General features: G+C 55.4%; 12 protein-coding genes. All 12 read left to right on the forward strand.

Annotated elements, in window-relative coordinates; all coding sequences use genetic code 11:
* Window positions 1-13 precede the first annotated feature (13 nt).
* The 12 genes from bamA to tilS all read left to right on the forward strand — a co-directional run bounded on the left by bamA (window position 14) and on the right by tilS (window position 15,712).
* Window positions 14-2,446 (forward strand): outer membrane protein assembly factor BamA, encoded by a 2,433-nt coding sequence (gene bamA, locus ACMGGU_RS02215; RefSeq protein ID WP_048028440.1) that lies wholly within the window; start codon window positions 14-16, stop codon window positions 2,444-2,446.
* Between the two features lie 122 nt (window positions 2,447-2,568).
* On the forward strand, window positions 2,569-3,063 hold the full coding sequence (gene skp / locus ACMGGU_RS02220) for a molecular chaperone Skp (RefSeq protein WP_045907838.1): 495 nt from the start codon (window positions 2,569-2,571) through the stop codon (window positions 3,061-3,063).
* A 3-nt stretch (window positions 3,064-3,066) separates the two neighbouring features.
* Window positions 3,067-4,092: a UDP-3-O-(3-hydroxymyristoyl)glucosamine N-acyltransferase gene (gene lpxD / locus ACMGGU_RS02225; protein ID WP_023345460.1), complete on the forward strand. Its 1,026-nt coding sequence runs from the start codon at window positions 3,067-3,069 to the stop codon at window positions 4,090-4,092.
* A gap of 102 nt (window positions 4,093-4,194) precedes the next feature.
* Window positions 4,195-4,650 (forward strand): 3-hydroxyacyl-ACP dehydratase FabZ, encoded by a 456-nt coding sequence (gene fabZ / locus ACMGGU_RS02230; RefSeq protein WP_010426706.1) that lies wholly within the window; start codon window positions 4,195-4,197, stop codon window positions 4,648-4,650.
* Between the two features lie 3 nt (window positions 4,651-4,653).
* Entirely contained in the window at window positions 4,654-5,442 is a 789-nt protein-coding gene (gene lpxA / locus ACMGGU_RS02235; protein WP_045907839.1) for an acyl-ACP--UDP-N-acetylglucosamine O-acyltransferase, read from the forward strand.
* Entirely contained in the window at window positions 5,442-6,590 is a 1,149-nt protein-coding gene (lpxB, locus tag ACMGGU_RS02240; protein WP_069720180.1) for a lipid-A-disaccharide synthase, read from the forward strand. The genes lpxA and lpxB overlap by 1 nt, the downstream gene beginning before the upstream one ends.
* Window positions 6,587-7,183, forward strand: coding sequence for a ribonuclease HII (gene rnhB / locus ACMGGU_RS02245; protein WP_045907841.1), 597 nt, complete (start codon window positions 6,587-6,589; stop codon window positions 7,181-7,183). Before lpxB ends, rnhB begins: the two co-directional genes overlap by 4 nt.
* A gap of 38 nt (window positions 7,184-7,221) precedes the next feature.
* Window positions 7,222-10,704, forward strand: a complete 3,483-nt coding sequence (gene dnaE / locus ACMGGU_RS02250) for a DNA polymerase III subunit alpha (protein ID WP_045355195.1) — start codon at window positions 7,222-7,224, stop codon at window positions 10,702-10,704.
* Between the two features lie 12 nt (window positions 10,705-10,716).
* Entirely contained in the window at window positions 10,717-11,676 is a 960-nt protein-coding gene (accA, locus tag ACMGGU_RS02255) for an acetyl-CoA carboxylase carboxyl transferase subunit alpha (RefSeq protein ID WP_008501895.1), read from the forward strand.
* A 100-nt stretch (window positions 11,677-11,776) separates the two neighbouring features.
* Complete coding sequence (locus ACMGGU_RS02260; protein ID WP_420300215.1) at window positions 11,777-13,909, forward strand: lysine decarboxylase LdcC; 2,133 nt, start codon at window positions 11,777-11,779, stop codon at window positions 13,907-13,909.
* Between the two features lie 65 nt (window positions 13,910-13,974).
* The gene (locus ACMGGU_RS02265) at window positions 13,975-14,364 is read left to right on the forward strand and encodes a VOC family protein (RefSeq protein ID WP_023293230.1); all 390 of its coding nucleotides are present in this window, start codon (window positions 13,975-13,977) and stop codon (window positions 14,362-14,364) included.
* Between the two features lie 58 nt (window positions 14,365-14,422).
* Entirely contained in the window at window positions 14,423-15,712 is a 1,290-nt protein-coding gene (gene tilS, locus ACMGGU_RS02270) for a tRNA lysidine(34) synthetase TilS (protein ID WP_417929795.1), read from the forward strand.
* Window positions 15,713-15,736 lie beyond the last annotated feature (24 nt).

Consider the following 15,736-nt stretch of genomic DNA (forward strand, 5'->3'; position numbering starts at 1 on the left):
ACGCATAATAACGATGGCGATGAAAAAGTTGCTCATAGCGTCGCTGCTGTTTAGCAGCGCCACCGTATACGGTGCTGACGGGTTCGTAGTGAAAGACATTCATTTCGAAGGCCTTCAGCGTGTCGCCGTTGGTGCGGCCCTCCTCAGTATGCCTGTGCGCCCCGGCGATACGGTTAATGATGATGATATCAGTAACACCATCCGTGCTCTGTTTGCCACCGGCAACTTCGAGGATGTCCGCGTCCTGCGCGATGGTGATACGCTGCTGGTACAGGTAAAAGAACGTCCAACGATCGCCAGTATCACTTTCTCCGGCAACAAGTCGGTGAAAGATGACATGCTCAAGCAAAACCTTGAAGCATCCGGTGTTCGTGTGGGGGAGTCTCTGGACCGCACAACCCTTTCAGACATTGAAAAAGGTCTGGAAGACTTCTACTACAGCGTCGGTAAATACAGCGCCAGCGTGAAAGCGGTTGTTACTCCGCTGCCACGTAACCGTGTTGACCTGAAGCTGGTCTTCCAGGAAGGTGTTTCTGCGAAGATCCAGCAGATCAACATTGTCGGCAACCACGCGTTCAGCACCGACGAACTGATCTCCACCTTCCAGCTGCGCGATGAAGTGCCATGGTGGAACGTGGTAGGCGATCGCAAATACCAGAAACAGAAACTGGCGGGCGACCTTGAAACCCTGCGCAGCTACTATCTGGATCGTGGTTACGCGCGTTTCAATATCGACTCGACTCAGGTGAGTCTGACGCCGGACAAGAAAGGCATCTACATTACGATCAACATCACTGAAGGCGATCAGTACAAGCTTTCGGGTGTTGAGGTAAGTGGTAACCTGGCGGGGCATTCTGCTGAAATCGAATCGCTGACCAAAATTCAGCCAGGCGATCTCTATAGCGGTTCCAAGGTCACCAAAATGGAAGACAGCATTAAGAAGCTGCTCGGCCGTTATGGTTATGCCTATCCGCGCGTACAGACTCAGCCGGAAATCAATGACGCGGATAAAACCGTTAAGCTGCACGTGAATGTTGACGCGGGTAACCGTTTCTACGTGCGTAAGATCCGCTTCGTCGGTAACGACACCTCCAAAGACTCCGTTCTGCGTCGCGAAATGCGTCAGATGGAAGGCGCATGGTTAGGTAGCGATCTCGTTGATCAGGGTAAAGAGCGTCTGAACCGTCTGGGCTATTTTGAAACGGTGGACACCGACACCCAGCGCGTACCGGGCAGCCCGGATCAGGTTGATGTCGTTTATAAAGTGAAAGAGCGTAACACCGGTAGCTTCAACTTCGGTGTGGGCTACGGTACCGAAAGCGGCGTCAGCTTCCAGGTCGGCGTGCAGCAAGATAACTGGCTGGGTACGGGTTACTCTGTCGGAATTAACGGTACCAAAAACGACTACCAGACTTACTCTGAGTTCTCTGTAACGAACCCATACTTCACCGTTGACGGTGTGAGCCTGGGCGGTCGTATCTTCTATAACGACTTTAAAGCAGACGATGCGGATCTGTCCTCGTACACCAACAAGAGTTACGGTGTGGACGGTACGCTTGGCTTCCCGATCAACGAATACAACACCCTGCGTGCGGGCTTAGGTTACGTGCATAACGACCTGTCCAATATGCAACCGCAGGTGGCGATGTGGCGTTATCTGGATTCTATTGGCCAGTCAGCGAGCACCACCAGCGATAATAACGGTTTTGCGGCGGATGACTTCACCTTCAACTACGGCTGGACCTATAACCGTCTCGACCGTGGCTACTTCCCAACGGAAGGTTCTCGCGTCAACCTGAACGGTAAAGTCACCGTGCCGGGCTCCGATAACGAGTTCTATAAGGTGACGCTGGATACCGCGTCCTACTTCCCGATCGACGACGATCATAAGTGGGTGGTTCTGGGTCGTACCCGCTGGGGCTATGGTGATGGTTTAGGCGGCAAAGAACTGCCGTTCTATGAAAACTTCTATGCCGGTGGTTCCAGTACCGTTCGTGGCTTCCAGTCCAACAACATTGGTCCGAAAGCGGTTTACTACGGCGGGAACGACAAAGATAACTGCGATAAATCCGCCACAGATGCAAACGGTAATAAAAATGTCTGTAGCTCCGATGACGCAGTCGGCGGTAATGCTATGGCCGTTGCCAGCCTGGAGTTCATCACTCCAACGCCGTTTATCAGCGATAAATACGCGAACTCCGTCCGTACGTCCTTCTTCTGGGATGCGGGCACGGTGTGGGATACCAACTGGCAGAATACGGCCCAGATGCGTGCGGCAGGTGTTCCTGACTACAGCGATCCGAGCAATATTCGCATGTCTGCCGGTATCGCATTACAATGGATGTCACCGCTGGGGCCGTTGGTCTTCTCTTACGCCCAGCCGTTTAAGAAATATGATGGAGATAAGTCGGAGCAATTCCAGTTTAACATTGGTAAAACCTGGTAATAATCCGCAGCAAAGGAATGCGTTGGCAGTGTAGCGCTGACAACTGGCGATCGGTAAAACGATCGCCTTGCCACGCAAAGAACGGTACCTTCTGGTGCCAATGGGATGGTAAGGAGTTAATTGTGAAAAAGTGGTTATTAGCTGCAGGTCTCGGTTTAGCGATGGCAACTTCTGCTCAGGCAGCAGACAAAATTGCAATCGTCAACATGGGTAATTTGTTCCAGCAGGTTGCACAGAAAACAGGTGTTTCTGCGACTCTGGAAAACGAATTCAAAGGCCGTGCAAGCGAACTGCAGGGTATGGAAAACGATCTTCAGTCCAAAATGCAGCGTCTGCAGCGTGATGGTTCTACCATGAAAGCAAGCGACCGCAGCAAGCTGGAAAAAGACGTAATGGCTCAGCGCCAGACGTTCTCCCAGAAAGCGCAGGCTTTCGAGCAGGATCGTCAGCGTCGTTCTAACGAAGAACGCGGCAAGCTGGTGACTCGCATTCAGACCGCTGTTAAAGCAGTGGCTGCCGATCAGAGCATCGATCTGGTTGTTGATGCGAACGCCGTTGCTTTCAACAGCAAAGATGTTAAAGACATCACTGCTGATGTTCTGAAACAGGTTAAATAAGTAATGCCTTCAATTCGACTGGCTGATTTAGCTCAGCAGTTGGATGCAGAATTACACGGTGATGGCGATATCGTCATCACCGCTGTTGCGTCCATGCAATCTGCTAAAGCTGGCACGATTACCTTCATGGTAAGCCCTAAGTACCGTGAGCAACTGGCTCAATGCCAGGCGTCAGCTGTTGTTCTGACGCAGGACGATCTTCCATTTGCCACTGTAAGCGCGCTGGTAGTGAAAAACCCCTACCTGACGTATGCACGCATGGCTCAAATTCTTGATACCACGCCGCAACCGGCCCAGAACATTGCTGCCAGCGCAGCGATTGATGAGACGGCCAGGCTGGGTAACAACGTCGCCGTTGGGGCGAATGCGGTTATCGAATCCGGCGTTGTGCTGGGCGATAACGTCGTCATTGGCCCAGGCTGCTTCGTTGGGAAAAATACGAAAATCGGCGCGGGGACCCGTTTGTGGGCCAATGTGTCCGTTTATCATGACGTGGAAATTGGCGAAAACTGCCTCGTTCAGTCCAGCACCGTGATTGGTTCTGATGGCTTTGGTTACGCTAACGATCGCGGTAACTGGGTGAAGATCCCGCAGCTTGGTCGCGTCATTATTGGCGATCGCGTGGAGATCGGCGCCTGTACCACCATTGACCGTGGCGCGCTTGACGACACGATCATTGGCAATGGTGTTATCATCGATAACCAGTGCCAGATTGCGCATAACGTTGTGATTGGCGACAATACCGCGGTTGCAGGTGGCGTCATCATGGCGGGCAGCCTGAAAATTGGCCGTTATTGCATGATTGGCGGTGCGAGCGTGATTAATGGCCATATGGAAATTTGCGACAAGGTGACCGTGACGGGAATGGGCATGGTAATGCGTCCTATCACTGAACCTGGCGTCTATTCCTCCGGCATTCCGCTTCAGCCCAACAAGGTATGGCGTAAAACAGCAGCTCTGGTGATGAACATTGATGATATGAGCAAGCGCCTCAAGTCTCTTGAGCGTAAGATCGATCAACAAGACTAAGCGTCATCCGTTGAACGCTATTTTTCCCGGCCTGTCGGCTTTCTAATAAACCGGCAGGCCGTGTTATTATTGTTATCAGTACATTTTGACAGGAAGAGTATTTTGACTACTGACACTCATACTCTGCATATTGAAGAGATTTTAGAACTTCTGCCGCACCGCTACCCGTTTCTGCTGGTAGATCGTGTGCTGGATTTTGAAGAAGGTCGTTTTCTGCGCGCAGTGAAAAATGTTTCCGTGAACGAGCCGTTCTTCCAGGGCCACTTCCCTGGTAAGCCTATCTTCCCGGGTGTGTTGATTCTGGAAGCGATGGCTCAGGCTACCGGTATTCTGGCGTTCAAAAGCGTCGGTAAACTGGAGCCAGGTGAGCTGTATTACTTCGCGGGTATTGATGAAGCGCGCTTTAAGCGCCCTGTCGTGCCTGGTGATCAGATGATCATGGAAGTCACTTTTGAAAAAACGCGTCGTGGCCTGACTCGCTTCAAAGGCGTAGCGCTGGTTGACGGCAAAGTTGTTTGCGAAGCGACGATGATGTGTGCTCGTAGCCGGGAGTCCTGATACGTGATTGATAAATCCGCCTTTATTCATCCTACCGCGATTGTGGAAACCGGTGCCATCATTGGTGCTAACGTCCACATTGGCCCGTTTTGTATTGTTGGACCCCATGTCGAAATTGGTGAGGGTACAGTACTGAAATCTCACGTTGTCGTGAATGGTCACACGACCATTGGCTGCAATAATGAGATCTATCAGTTCGCCTCCATCGGCGAAGTTAACCAGGATCTGAAATATGCTGGTGAGTCGACCCGTCTGGAAATTGGCGATCGTAACCGTATTCGCGAAAGCGTCACCATTCATCGTGGAACAGTACAGGGTGGTGGGTTGACGAAGGTGGGCAGCGATAACCTGTTTATGGTGAATGCGCATATCGCGCACGACTGTACCGTGGGTGACCGCTGTATTCTTGCCAACAACGCCACGCTGGCAGGACACGTATCGGTTGATGACTTCGCCATCATTGGCGGCATGACCGCAGTCCATCAGTTCTGCATCATTGGTGCGCACGTGATGGTCGGTGGATGCTCCGGTGTGGCGCAGGACGTCCCACCGTATGTGATTGCGCAGGGCAACCATGCCACGCCGTTTGGTGTGAACATCGAAGGCCTCAAGCGTCGTGGCTTTAGTCGCGAAGCGATTACTGCCATCCGCAACGCGTACAAACTGCTGTATCGCAGCGGTAAAACGCTGGAAGAGGCGAAGCCGGAAATTGCCGAACTGGCGAAAAAGCACCCGGAAGTGGACGCGTTCATGGAGTTCTTTGACCGTTCAACAAGGGGTCTGATTCGTTAATGGTCGACAGTCGTCCGCTTACGATAGCCCTGGTCGCCGGAGAAACCTCCGGCGATATTCTTGGTGCAGGTCTCATCCGTGCGCTTAAGGCGCGTGTACCCAATGCTCGCTTTGTCGGCGTTGCTGGCCCGCTGATGCAGGCCGAAGGCTGTGAAGCCTGGTACGAAATGGAAGAGCTGGCCGTGATGGGTATCGTTGAGGTGCTGGGACGGCTGCGCCGTTTGCTGCACATTCGTGCCGATCTCACCCGCCGCTTTACAGAACTCAAACCCGATGTGTTTGTCGGTATCGATGCACCTGATTTCAATATTACCCTCGAAGGGAACCTGAAAAAGCAGGGCATTAAAACCATTCACTACGTCAGTCCGTCCGTCTGGGCGTGGCGACAGAAACGCGTTTTCAAAATCGGACGGTCCACCCACCTGGTGCTGGCTTTCCTGCCTTTCGAAAAAGCGTTTTACGACAGATTTAATGTTCCGTGCCGTTTTATCGGTCATACCATGGCGGATGCAATGCCACTGGATCCGGATAAAAACGCGGCGCGCGACATGCTGGGCATCCCCCATGATGTGCACTGTCTGGCCTTGCTGCCCGGCAGCCGTGGCGCAGAAGTGGAGATGCTGAGTGCTGATTTCCTCAAGACAGCGCAAATTCTTCGCCAGACGTACCCCGATCTCGAAGTGGTCGTGCCGCTGGTGAATGCCAAACGCCGCGAGCAGTTTGAGCGCATCAAAGCAGACGTCGCCCCGGATCTTCACGTCCGTCTTCTGGACGGGCAAGGGCGGGAAGCAATGTATGCGAGCGATGCCGCACTGCTGGCCTCCGGCACGGCGGCGCTGGAATGTATGCTGGCGAAATGCCCGATGGTGGTCGGTTATCGCATGAAGCCGTTTACCTTCTGGCTGGCAAAACGTCTGGTGAAAACGGATTATGTCTCCCTGCCAAACCTGCTTGCCGGGCGCGAGCTGGTGAAAGAGCTGCTGCAGGATGAGTGCCAGCCGCAGGCGCTTGCCGAGGCGCTGCTGCCGCTGCTCGCCAACGGTAAAACCAGCCACCAGATGCACGATACCTTCCGTGAACTGCATCAACTGATCCGCTGTCATGCTGATGAGCAAGCGGCCGATGCGGTGCTGGAGTTAGCAAAATGATGGAATTTGTTTATCCTCACACCCACCTTGTGGCGGGCGTGGATGAAGTGGGTCGTGGTCCGTTAGTCGGGGCAGTGGTGACCGCTGCGGTGATCCTCGATCCGGCTCGGCCGATCGTCGGGCTGAACGACTCTAAAAAATTGTCTGAAAAGCGCCGACTGGCGTTGTTTAGTGAGATTCAGGAGAAAGCGCTGGCCTGGAGTCTCGGGCGCGCTGAACCGCATGAGATAGACGAGCTGAATATTTTGCACGCCACGATGCTGGCGATGCAGCGTGCGGTAGCGGGGCTGAAAATCGCCCCTGAATATGTCCTGATTGACGGCAACCGCTGTCCGGCGCTGCCCATGCCTTCAATGGCAGTGGTCAAAGGCGATAGCCGGGTCGCAGAAATTAGCGCAGCTTCTATTATTGCCAAAGTGACACGCGACGCCGAAATGGCCGCGCTGGACCTCACTTACCCTCAGTATGGTTTCGCCCAGCATAAGGGATATCCCACACCTTTCCACCTGGAGAGGCTGGCTGAACATGGCGCAACCGAACACCATCGGCGCAGTTTTGGCCCGGTAAAACGCGCCCTGGGACGGGTGTCCTGAATCATTACGCAAGCAATTAAGTAACGCGGAATCTGAAGATGGCTGAACCACGTTTCGTACACCTGCGGGTGCATAGCGACTACTCCATGATCGATGGGCTGGCGAAGACCGGGCCGCTGGTAAAAAAGGCGGCCTCTCTTGGCATGCCCGCGCTGGCGATCACCGATTTTACCAACCTCTGTGGCCTGGTGAAGTTCTACGGAACGGCGCACGGCGCGGGGATGAAGCCCATCGTCGGTGCAGATTTTCATGTGCAGAGCGATCTCATCGGCGATGAAATGACGCAAATCTCCGTGCTGGCGATGAACAACACGGGTTATCAAAACCTCACCCTGCTTATCTCAAAAGCCTATCAGCGCGGCTATGGCGCGCTGGGGCCGTGGATCGACCGTGACTGGCTGGCCGAGCTGAACGAAGGGCTACTGCTGATCTCGGGTGGCCGTATGGGTGACGTCGGCAAATGTCTGCTGCGCGGCAATAGTGCGCTGGTGGATCAATGCGTCTCGTTCTATGAAGAATATTTCCCGAATCGTTATTACCTGGAGTTGATCCGTACCGGCCGTCAGGATGAAGAGAGCTATCTTCATGCCGCGGTGGCGCTCGCAGAAGAGCGCGGGTTGCCCGTGGTGGCCACCAACGACGTGCGGTTCCTTGAGGCGGGTGATTTCGACGCGCATGAGATTCGCGTGGCGATCCACGATGGTTTCACCCTCGACGATCCGAAGCGGCCGCGTAATTACTCCGCACAACAGTACATGCGCAGCGAAGAGGAGATGTGTGAGCTCTTCTCCGATATCCCCGAAGCGCTGGAAAACAGCGTAGAGATTGCCAAGCGCTGCAACGTCACCGTCCGCCTCGGCGAATACTTCCTGCCGCAGTTCCCGACGGGAGACATGACCACGGAAGATTTCCTGGTCGCGAAATCAAAAGAAGGTCTGGAAGAGCGTCTGGAATTCCTGTTCCCGGATGAAGAAGAGCGTAAAAAGCGTCGCCCTGAGTATGACGAACGCCTGGACATTGAACTCCAGGTGATCAACCAGATGGGCTTCCCGGGCTACTTCCTGATCGTTATGGAGTTTATCCAGTGGTCGAAGGATAACGGCGTGCCGGTCGGACCGGGGCGTGGCTCCGGTGCAGGTTCGCTGGTGGCGTATGCGCTGAAAATCACCGACCTCGATCCGCTGGAATTCGACCTGCTGTTCGAACGTTTCCTTAACCCGGAACGTGTCTCGATGCCCGACTTCGACGTCGACTTCTGCATGGAGAAACGCGATCAGGTGATCGAGCACGTGGCCGATATGTACGGCCGTGACGCGGTATCGCAGATCATTACCTTCGGTACGATGGCGGCGAAAGCGGTTATCCGTGACGTGGGCCGCGTGCTGGGCCACCCGTACGGGTTTGTCGATCGCATCTCTAAACTGGTGCCGCCCGATCCGGGCATGACGCTGGCAAAAGCCTTTGAGGCTGAACCGCAGCTGCCGGAAATCTACGAAGCGGACGAAGAAGTCAAAGCGCTGATCGACATGGCGCGCAAGCTGGAAGGCGTCACGCGTAACGCCGGTAAGCATGCAGGGGGCGTGGTTATCGCCCCGACTAAAATTACGGATTTTGCACCGCTTTACTGCGATGAAGCGGGCCAACACCCGGTTACCCAGTTTGACAAGAACGACGTAGAATACGCCGGGCTGGTGAAGTTCGACTTCCTTGGTCTGCGTACGTTGACCATCATTAACTGGGCGCTGGAGATGATCAACGCCCGCCGCGAGAAGAATGGCGAGCCGCCGTTGGATATCGCGGCCATCCCGCTGGATGACAAGAAAAGTTTCGACATGCTGCAGCGCTCGGAGACCACCGCCGTCTTCCAGCTTGAATCCCGCGGCATGAAAGATCTGATTAAGCGTCTGCAGCCCGACTGCTTCGAAGATATGATCGCACTGGTTGCCCTGTTCCGTCCGGGCCCGCTGCAGTCAGGGATGGTAGATAACTTTATCGACCGTAAGCACGGGCGCGAAGAGATTTCCTACCCGGATGTTCAGTGGCAGCACGAAAGCCTGAAGCCGGTGCTGGAGCCCACCTACGGCATCATCCTGTACCAGGAACAGGTGATGCAGATCGCCCAGGTGCTTTCCGGCTATACCCTCGGCGGCGCGGACATGCTGCGTCGTGCGATGGGTAAGAAAAAGCCGGAAGAGATGGCCAAGCAGCGCTCCATCTTTGAAGACGGTGCGAAGAAAAACGGCGTTGACGGCGAACTGGCGATGAAAATCTTCGACCTGGTGGAGAAATTCGCCGGGTACGGATTTAACAAATCTCACTCCGCCGCCTATGCTTTGGTGTCGTATCAAACGCTGTGGCTGAAGGCGCACTATCCTGCTGAGTTTATGGCTGCGGTAATGACCGCGGATATGGACAACACCGAGAAGGTGGTAGGGCTGGTGGATGAGTGCTGGCGCATGGGGCTGAAGATCCTGCCGCCGGATATCAACTCGGGTCTTTACCATTTCCACGTCAATGACGACGGGGAGATCGTTTACGGGATTGGCGCGATCAAGGGCGTAGGTGAGGGGCCGATCGAGGCGATCATCGAAGCGCGCAACAACGGCGGCTATTTCCGCGAGCTGTTCGATCTTTGCGCCCGTACCGATACCAAAAAACTGAACCGTCGCGTGCTGGAAAAACTGATCATGTCCGGCGCGTTCGACAGGCTGGGGCCGCATCGCGCCGCGCTAATGAACTCGCTGGGCGACGCCCTGAAAGCGGCGGATCAGCACGCGAAAGCGGAAGCCATTGGCCAGGCGGATATGTTCGGGGTGCTGGCGGAAGAGCCGGAGCAGATTGAACAGTCGTATTCCAACTGCCAGCCGTGGCCAGAACAGGTGGTGCTGGACGGCGAGCGTGAAACGTTAGGCTTGTACCTGACGGGTCACCCGATCAACCAGTACATAAAAGAAATTGAGCGCTATGTCGGCGGCCACAGGCTAAAAGACATGCATCCGACAGAACGTGGTAAAATCACCACGGCTGCGGGGCTCGTGATTGCTGCAAGGGTTATGGTCACCAAGCGCGGCAATCGTATCGGCATCTGTACGTTGGATGACCGTTCCGGGCGTCTGGAGGTGATGCTGTTCACCGACGCGCTGGATAAATACCAGCAATTGCTGGAAAAAGACCGCATACTTATCGTCAGCGGACAGGTCAGCTTTGATGACTTCAGTGGGGGACTTAAAATGACCGCCCGCGAAGTGATGGACATTGACGAAGCCCGGGAAAAATATGCTCGCGGGCTTGCTATCTCGCTGACGGACAGGCAAATTGATGACCAGCTTTTAAACCGACTCCGTCAGTCTCTGGAACCCCACCGCTCGGGGACAATTCCAGTACATCTCTACTATCAGAGGGCGGATGCACGTGCGCGGTTGCGCTTTGGTGCAACGTGGCGTGTCTCTCCGAGCGATCGTTTACTGAACGATCTCCGTGGCCTCATTGGTTCGGAGCAGGTGGAACTGGAGTTTGACTAATACAGGAATACTATGAGTCTGAATTTCCTTGATTTCGAACAGCCGATTGCTGAGCTGGAAGCGAAAATCGATTCTCTGACAGCGGTAAGCCGTCAGGATGAAAAACTGGATATTAACATCGACGAAGAAGTGCATCGTCTGCGCGAGAAAAGCGTAGAGCTGACGCGCAAAATCTTTGCCGATCTCGGCGCATGGCAGGTGGCCCAGCTGGCTCGCCATCCACAGCGTCCGTACACCCTGGATTATGTCCGCCTGGCGTTTGACGAATTTGACGAACTGGCAGGCGATCGCGCATACGCTGACGACAAAGCTATCGTTGGTGGTATCGCGCGTCTGGACGGACGCCCGGTGATGATCATTGGTCATCAGAAAGGTCGTGAAACCAAAGAGAAAATCCGTCGTAACTTCGGTATGCCAGCCCCAGAAGGCTACCGTAAAGCCCTGCGTCTGATGGAGATGGCTGAGCGTTTCAACATGCCAATCATCACCTTCATCGACACCCCGGGTGCCTACCCTGGCGTGGGCGCGGAAGAGCGCGGTCAGTCTGAAGCCATCGCACGCAACCTGCGCGAGATGTCTCGTCTGAAGGTGCCGGTCATCTGTACCGTTATCGGTGAAGGGGGTTCCGGTGGCGCGCTGGCGATTGGCGTGGGCGATAAAGTGAATATGCTGCAGTACAGCACCTATTCCGTTATCTCCCCGGAAGGCTGTGCGTCCATTCTGTGGAAAAGTGCCGACAAAGCGCCTCTGGCTGCCGAAGCGATGGGCATCATTGCGCCACGTCTGAAAGAGCTTAAGCTGATCGATTCCATCATCCCGGAACCGCTGGGTGGTGCACATCGTAAGCCGGAAGTGATGGCAGCGTCCCTGAAAGCGCAGCTGCTGGCCGATCTGGCAGACCTGGACGTGCTGAGCAAAGAAGATCTGCTTAACCGCCGTTACCAGCGTCTGATGACTTACGGCTACGCGTAAGCTTCACAATTATCTGAAAAGCCGCACAATGTTGCGGCTTTTTTTATACCTGCGGTTTAGCCGGACTATGCTTAGCTAATGTTTTTTAAGGAGGAAGCCCATGAATATCATTGCCGTTATGGGGCCACACGGCGTCTTTTATAAAGATGAGCCGATTAAGGAGCTGGAGCAAGCCCTGCAGTCGCGCGGGTATCAGCTAATCTGGCCGCACAACAGCGCCGATCTGCTGAAGTTCATCGAGCATAACCCGCGTATCTGCGGCGTGATCTTCGACTGGGATGAATATGACCTCGAACTGTGCAGCGATATCAACAAGCTGAACGAATATCTCCCGCTGTACGCCTTTATCAATACCCACTCAACCATGGACGTCAGCGCCAATGATATGCGTATGGCGCTGTGGTTCTTTGAATATTCCCTCGGCGTGGCGGAAGACATTGCGACCCGCATTCAGCAGTACACGAATGAATATCTCGATAACATTACGCCACCGTTTACCCGGGCGCTCTTCACCTACGTGAAAGAGGGAAAATATACCTTCTGTACGCCGGGCCATATGGCGGGAACGGCCTACCAAAAAAGCCCGGTGGGCTGCCTGTTCTATGATTTCTTTGGTGGCAACACGCTGAAAGCGGACGTGTCCATTTCAGTCACCGAATTAGGCTCGCTGCTGGATCATACCGGCCCGCATCTGGAAGCTGAAGAGTATATCGCCCGCACCTTTGGGGCCGAGCAGAGTTATATGGTGACCAACGGCACCTCGACCTCGAACAAAATCGTCGGGATGTACGCCGCGCCTGCGGGGAGCACCCTGCTGATTGACCGTAACTGCCATAAATCGCTGGCGCACCTGCTGATGATGAGCGACGTCGTACCGCTCTGGCTGTCGCCCACGCGTAACGCGCTCGGTATTCTTGGCGGCATTCCGCGCCGGGAGTTCATGCATGAAGCCATTGAAAGCAAGGTCGCGGCAGTGCCCGGCGCAGGCTGGCCTGTCCATGCGGTGATCACCAACTCGACCTATGACGGTCTGTTGTACAACACGAACTGGATCAAAAAGACGCTGAACGTGCCGTCGATCCACTTCGATTCCGCATGGGTACCGTATACCAATTTCCACCCGATTTACGCGGGTAAGAGCGGCATGAGCGGTGAGCGCGTGCCGGGTAAAGTGTTCTTCGAAACGCAGTCGACGCACAAAATGCTGGCGGCGTTTTCCCAGGCTTCGCTGATTCATATCAAAGGCGAGTATGACGAAGAGACCTTTAACGAAGCCTTTATGATGCATACCACCACCTCACCGAGCTATCCGCTGGTGGCGTCTATCGAAACGGCCGCGGCGATGCTGCGTGGCAATCCGGGCAAACGTCTCATCAACCGTTCGGTGGAGCGCGCGCTGCATTTCCGCAAAGAGGTTCAGCGGCTGAAAGAGGAAGCCGACGGCTGGTTCTTTGATATCTGGCAGCCGGAAGAGATTGATGAGGCGGAGTGCTGGCCCGTCTCGCCCGGCGAAGACTGGCATGGCTTCCGGGATGCCGATAGCGACCATATGTTCCTCGACCCGGTAAAAGTGACGATCCTGACGCCGGGTATGGATGAGCAGGGCAAGATGAGCGAGGAAGGGATCCCGGCCGCGCTGGTGGCGAAATTCCTTGATGAACGCGGCGTGGTGGTGGAGAAAACAGGCCCCTATAATTTGCTGTTCCTGTTCAGTATCGGGATCGATAAAACCCGGGCGATGGGGCTGCTGCGCGGTCTGATGGAATTTAAGCGCGCCTACGATCTCAACCTGCGGGTGAAGAACATGCTGCCGGATCTCTATGCGGAGGATCCTGACTTCTACCGTAATATGCGCATTCAGGATCTGGCCCAGGGGATCCACAGGCTGATCCGTCAGCACGATCTGCCGCGTCTGATGCTTCAGGCGTTTGATGTGTTGCCGGAGATGAAGTTTACCCCGCACAAGGCGTGGCAGCGCCAGGTTAGGGGGGAGGTCGAAACCGTCGAGCTGGAAAATCTGGTTGGACGCGTATCGGCCAACATGATCCTGCCTTACCCGCCGGGCGTACCGCTCCTGATGCCAGGAGAGATGATTACCGAGGAGAGCCGGGCTGTGCTCGATTTCCTGCTGATGCTCTGTTCGGTAGGGCGTCACTACCCCGGTTTTGAGACGGATATCCACGGTGCGAAGCGCGACGAAAACGGCATTTACTGGGTGCGAGTCCTAAAATAAGGGTGACCGCTTGCATGGTGCGGGTTTTCGGTTGTAACGTTCAGGCATCATAAAAAGGAGAAGCTATGCTGGGTTTAAAACAGGTTCATCATATTGCGATCATTGCGACCGATTACGCGAAGAGTAAGGCCTTCTACTGCGACATTCTCGGCTTTACGCTGTTGAGCGAGGCGTACCGCGAGGAGCGCGACTCCTGGAAGGGCGATCTGGCGTTAAACGGGCAGTATGTGATTGAACTGTTCTCTTTTCCTTTTCCGCCTGCGCGTCCGTCCCGTCCGGAAGCCTGCGGCCTGCGCCATCTCGCCTTCAGCGTCGATGACCTGGATAGCGCAGTTAAGCATCTGGAAGCACACGGCGTGACGTGCGAAGCGATTCGCGTCGATCCGTTCACCGACAAGCGTTTTACCTTTTTCAACGACCCGGACGGCCTGCCGCTGGAGCTTTATCAGCAGTAATCTTCGTCCTGTGTGATAATGCCCGCTCAGTTCGGGCATTTTTTATGTGTAATTCCCTATGACCTTACCCGCTATCGCACACGCCGTTTCACCGTACCGCCAGCTGCTGGTGGGGTTTAGCGGTGGCCTGGATTCCACCGTTCTGCTCCATCGCCTTAAGCGCTGGCGCGACCAGGAGCCTGACGTCCAGCTGCGGGCGATACATATTCATCACGGATTAAGTCCTCACGCAGAGAAGTGGGTGGCGCACTGCGAAGCCTTGTGTGCGGCATGGGCGATCCCGCTCCTCGTCGAGCGCGTCACGCTGGTAGAGGAAGGGCTGGGCATCGAGGCGCAGGCGCGTAAAGCCCGCTATGCCGCCTTTGCCGGGGCATTACATGCTGGAGAAGCGCTGGTCACGGCCCAGCATCTGGACGATCAGTGTGAAACCTTTCTGCTGGCGCTTAAGCGGGGAAGCGGACCAGCGGGGCTTTCTGCCATGCCGGCGCGTTCGGTATTTGCCGGCACAACGTTACTGCGTCCGCTGCTTGGCGAGACGCGCGCCTCGCTTGAAGCCTGGGCGCGAGAACATCAGCTGAGCTGGATCGAAGATGAGAGTAACCAGGAGGACGGCTATGATCGTAACTTTCTGCGTCTGCGCGTCCTCCCGCTATTGAGCGAGCGCTGGCCGCATTTTGCCGACGCGACGGCAAGAAGCGCTATGCTGTGCGCCGAACAGGAATCGCTGCTGGACGAGCTGTTGAGTGACGAACTGGCTGAACTGATTTCTGAAGACGGTGCGCTGGCCATTGCACCGCTGACAGCGATGAGCCCGGTACGTCGCGCCGCGCTGCTACGACGCTGGCTGGCCTCTCATCACGCTGCGATGCCGTCGCGGGCGATGCTGAGCCGTATCTGGGACGAGGTTGCCCTTGCGCGGGACGATGCTTCCCCGCGCGTCCATCTGAACGGTTTTGAGGTAAGACGCTATAAAGGGGAACTCTGGTGGGTAAAATCAACGCCCTGCCTGACGGATGTGGTGCTTGACTGGCTTTCTCCTGAGCTTCCGCTGATATTACCTGCTGAGGCTGGACGTGTCTCCCTCATACCGTCTGGTCATGTGAGGCTGCCAGAGGCAGGTGAACCGGTAACGGTACGCTTTAAGGCCGGCGGCATGCTGCATATTGTCGGGCGCAACGGGGGACGCAAGCTGAAGAAAATCTGGCAGGAGTGCAACGTGCCGCCGTGGCTGCGCGACTCCACGCCGCTGCTGTTCTATGGTGAAACGTTGATTGCTGCGGCAGGGGTTTTCATCACGGAAGCGGGATGGGCGGAAGACGGGGTCAGGTTTGAGTGGCAGAAAGCGTAACGGGCAGCCAGGCTGCCCGTTAGT

It is taken from the genome of Enterobacter sp. BNK-8 (assembly GCF_048685095.1).
In the GTDB taxonomy this organism is placed as follows: domain Bacteria; phylum Pseudomonadota; class Gammaproteobacteria; order Enterobacterales; family Enterobacteriaceae; genus Enterobacter; species Enterobacter quasiroggenkampii.

What these genes read in the sequence shown, in the direction of transcription:
- bamA (WP_048028440.1), top strand. Translation starts at nt 14, where the DNA reads ATGGCGATGAAAAAGTTGCTCATAGCGTCGCTGCTGTTTAGCAGCGCC.
- lpxD (WP_023345460.1), top strand. Translation starts at nt 3,067, where the DNA reads ATGCCTTCAATTCGACTGGCTGATTTAGCTCAGCAGTTGGATGCAGAA.
- lpxB (WP_069720180.1), top strand. Translation starts at nt 5,442, where the DNA reads ATGGTCGACAGTCGTCCGCTTACGATAGCCCTGGTCGCCGGAGAAACC.
- rnhB (WP_045907841.1), top strand. Translation starts at nt 6,587, where the DNA reads ATGATGGAATTTGTTTATCCTCACACCCACCTTGTGGCGGGCGTGGAT.
- dnaE (WP_045355195.1), top strand. Translation starts at nt 7,222, where the DNA reads ATGGCTGAACCACGTTTCGTACACCTGCGGGTGCATAGCGACTACTCC.
- accA (WP_008501895.1), top strand. Translation starts at nt 10,717, where the DNA reads ATGAGTCTGAATTTCCTTGATTTCGAACAGCCGATTGCTGAGCTGGAA.
- ACMGGU_RS02260 (WP_420300215.1), top strand. Translation starts at nt 11,777, where the DNA reads ATGAATATCATTGCCGTTATGGGGCCACACGGCGTCTTTTATAAAGAT.
- ACMGGU_RS02265 (WP_023293230.1), top strand. Translation starts at nt 13,975, where the DNA reads ATGCTGGGTTTAAAACAGGTTCATCATATTGCGATCATTGCGACCGAT.
- tilS (WP_417929795.1), top strand. Translation starts at nt 14,423, where the DNA reads ATGACCTTACCCGCTATCGCACACGCCGTTTCACCGTACCGCCAGCTG.